1 tRNA gene and 2 rRNA genes are annotated in these 3543 nt (G+C 53.2%); all 3 read left to right on the plus strand.

What is annotated here, in order from left to right:
- Positions 1-135 precede the first annotated feature (135 nt).
- Positions 136-3001 (plus strand): 23S ribosomal RNA (locus tag ACR0CZ_RS20440).
- Between the two features lie 190 nt (positions 3002-3191).
- Positions 3192-3306, plus strand: a 5S ribosomal RNA gene (gene rrf, locus ACR0CZ_RS20445).
- Positions 3307-3428: 122 nt separating this feature from the next.
- Positions 3429-3505: transfer RNA gene (locus ACR0CZ_RS20450), tRNA-Met, on the plus strand.
- Positions 3506-3543 lie beyond the last annotated feature (38 nt).

The raw sequence follows: 3543 nt of genomic DNA on the forward strand, positions 1-3543 counted from the left end.
GGGCCGACCGACATCGGCAGCATGGGTTCCAGGATAGAAGGCGGGAAAGTATGCTTTTGGTTCAGAAACAGAGGCGGCCTTTAGTTACCAGCTGGGTCTGCCGTGAAGGACGTCTGTCTTTCTCTTTCTGGATCAAATCAAGCGCGAGAAGGGCGTTTGGTGAATGCCTTGGCAGCAAGAGGCGATGAAAGACGTGATACTCTGCGATAAGCCATGGGGAGCTGAGAATAAGCTTTGATCCATGGATCTCTGAATGGGGCAACCCACCTGAAAGCTTCATATTGTTATCTTTGATACTCAATATGGGGTTTAAACAGGTACTTAAGACCTGAATACATAGGGTTTTAAGAGCAAACCCGGGGAACTGAAACATCTAAGTACCCGGAGGAAAGGAAATCAATTGATACTCCCCTAGTAGCGGCGAGCGAACGGGGACCAGCCGAGCCAGATAAGTGACTAGAACACGTTGGGAAGCGTGGCCATAGCGGGTGACAGCCCCGTATAGGAAGCTTTGATGGACGTATTAAGTAGGGCGGAACACGTGAAATTCTGTCTGAAGATCGGAGGACCACCTTCGAAGGCTAAGTACTCCTTGCTGACCGATAGCGAACCAGTACCGTGAGGGAAAGGTGAAAAGCACCCCGACGAGGGGAGTGAAACAGTACCTGAAACCGAACGCCTACAATCAGTCGGAGGATCCTCGAGATCTGACGGCGTACCTTTTGTATAATGGGTCATCGACTTGGTCTTACGAGCAAGCTTAAGCCGTTAGGTGTAGGCGTAGCGAAAGCGAGTCTTAATAGGGCGAATGAGTTCGTGGGATCAGACCCGAAACCGAGTGATCTAGGCATGGCCAGGTTGAAGGTAAGGTAACACTTACTGGAGGACCGAACCCACATCCGTTGAAAAGGATCGGGATGAGCTGTGCCTAGGGGTGAAAGGCCAATCAAACTCGGAGATAGCTGGTTCTCTGCGAAATCTATTTAGGTAGAGCGTCATCCGAATACCCCGGGGGGTAGAGCACTGGATGGGTAATGGGGCCCCACAGGCTTACTGATCCTAACCAAACTCCGAATACCCGGGAGTACTAGATGGCAGACACACTGCGGATGCTAACGTCCGTAGTGGAGAGGGAAACAACCCTGACCTACGACTAAGGCCCCCAATTCATGGCTAAGTGGGAAAGCAGGTGGGACGACCAAAACAACCAGGAGGTTGGCTTAGAAGCAGCCATCCTTTAAAGATAGCGTAACAGCTCACTGGTCTAAATAAGTTGTCCTGCGGCGAAGATGTAACGGGGCTCAAGCCATGAGCCGAAGTCTAGGGATGCGTAAGCATCGGTAGCAGAGCGTAGTGTGACATAGCACTTATCTTGTATTATCGCCGGTCATTTGGTGCGAGCAATCGCGCTCAAGTAGCCGAATAGGCGGTAGCGCAAGATAAAGTGCTTTCGATGAAGCCGGGGCGTGAGCCATCCGGTGGAGAGATCACTAGTGAGAATGATGACATGAGTAGCGACAAAGAGTGTGAGAGACACTCTCGCCGAAAGTCCAAGGGTTCCTGCTTAAAGCTAATCTGAGCAGGGTAAGCCGGCCCCTAAGCCGAGGCCGAAAGGCGTAGGCGATGGGAACTAGGTTAATATTCCTAGGCCAGGAGGATGTGACGGATCACAGGTGTAGTTCAATCTTATCGGATTGATTGGGCTGCTGAGTGGTTCCTGGAAATAGCCCTCCATCAGACCGTACCCTAAACCGACACAGGTGGACTGGTAGAGCATACCAAGGCGCTTGAGAGAACGATGTTGAAGGAACTCGGCAAAATACCTCCGTAAGTTCGCGAGAAGGAGGCCCGGTTCCTAGGCAACTAGGGGCTGGGGGCACAAACCAGGGGGTGGCGACTGTTTATTAAAAACACAGGGCTCTGCGAAGTCGCAAGACGACGTATAGGGTCTGACGCCTGCCCGGTGCCTGAAGGTTAAAAGGAGAGGTGAGAGCCTTGAATTGAAGCCCAGGTAAACGGCGGCCGTAACTATAACGGTCCTAAGGTAGCGAAATTCCTTGTCGGGTAAGTTCCGACCTGCACGAATGGCGTAACGACTTCCCCGCTGTCTCCAACATCGACTCAGCGAAATTGAATTGCCTGTCAAGATGCAGGCTTCCCGCGGTTAGACGGAAAGACCCCGTGCACCTTTACTACAGCTTCGCACTGGCATCAGGATTGTGATGTGCAGGATAGGTGGTAGGCTTTGAAGCGGAAACGCAAGTATCCGTGGAGCCTCCCTTGAGATACCACCCTTCGCACTCTTGATGTCTAACCGCGGTCCGTTATCCGGATCCGGGACCCTGCGTGGCGGGTAGTTTGACTGGGGCGGTCGCCTCCTAAAGCGTAACGGAGGCGCGCGAAGGTTGGCTCAGAGCGGTCGGAAATCGCTCGTTGAGTGCAATGGCAGAAGCCAGCCTGACTGCAAGACTGACAAGTCGAGCAGAGTCGAAAGACGGCCATAGTGATCCGGTGGTCCCGAGTGGAAGGGCCATCGCTCAACGGATAAAAGGTACGCCGGGGATAACAGGCTGATACTGCCCAAGAGTCCATATCGACGGCAGTGTTTGGCACCTCGATGTCGGCTCATCTCATCCTGGGGCTGGAGCAGGTCCCAAGGGTACGGCTGTTCGCCGTTTAAAGAGGTACGTGAGCTGGGTTTAGAACGTCGTGAGACAGTTCGGTCCCTATCTGCCGTGGGTGTAGGAGACTTGAGAGGAGTTGCCCCTAGTACGAGAGGACCGGGGTGAACGATCCACTGGTGGACCAGTTGTCGTGCCAACGGCAGTGCTGGGTAGCTATGATCGGACAGGATAACCGCTGAAGGCATCTAAGCGGGAAGCCCCCCTCAAAACAAGGTCTCCCTGAGGGCCGTGGAAGACCACCACGTCAATAGGCCGGAGATGTAAGCGCAGTAATGCGTTCAGTTGACCGGTACTAATCGCCCGATAGGCTTGATTTGATCCAGTAATGGAAAGACAAATCACCAAAAGCATACACTGACCTTGAGTTGGATAACGTCGCAGCGCCAAGCCGCGATGTTGGTTGATTATATAACCGAGTGGCAACGCACCTTTTGCAAGCAAAAGACGCTGCCTGCCACCTCGTCGCTTTCTTGCAACGCAGGAAAGTCGACATGGGCTTTTCCTCGGTTTGGTGGTCATAGCGCAAGTGAAACACCCGGTCCCATCCCGAACCCGGAAGTTAAGCACTGCCGCGCCAATGGTACTTGGGCTTAAGCCCCGGGAGAGTAGGTCACCGCCAAACCTAGTAAAAGCCCACATCTCTCTAACACGATGAAAAGAACACTACCCGGTCTCAAGTAGCCGAATAGGCGCTAGACCAACACAAGACCTCAAGTAGCGTAAGCGATAGGTCACTTAAAGTGTCGCGGGATGGAGCAGCCCGGTAGCTCGTCAGGCTCATAACCTGAAGGTCGCAGGTTCAAATCCTGCTCCCGCAACCAACTTTAGAAAATCCCAGAGCAGCCCGCGCAGACTACAA

It is taken from the genome of Ruegeria sp. H9 (genome assembly GCF_056532915.1).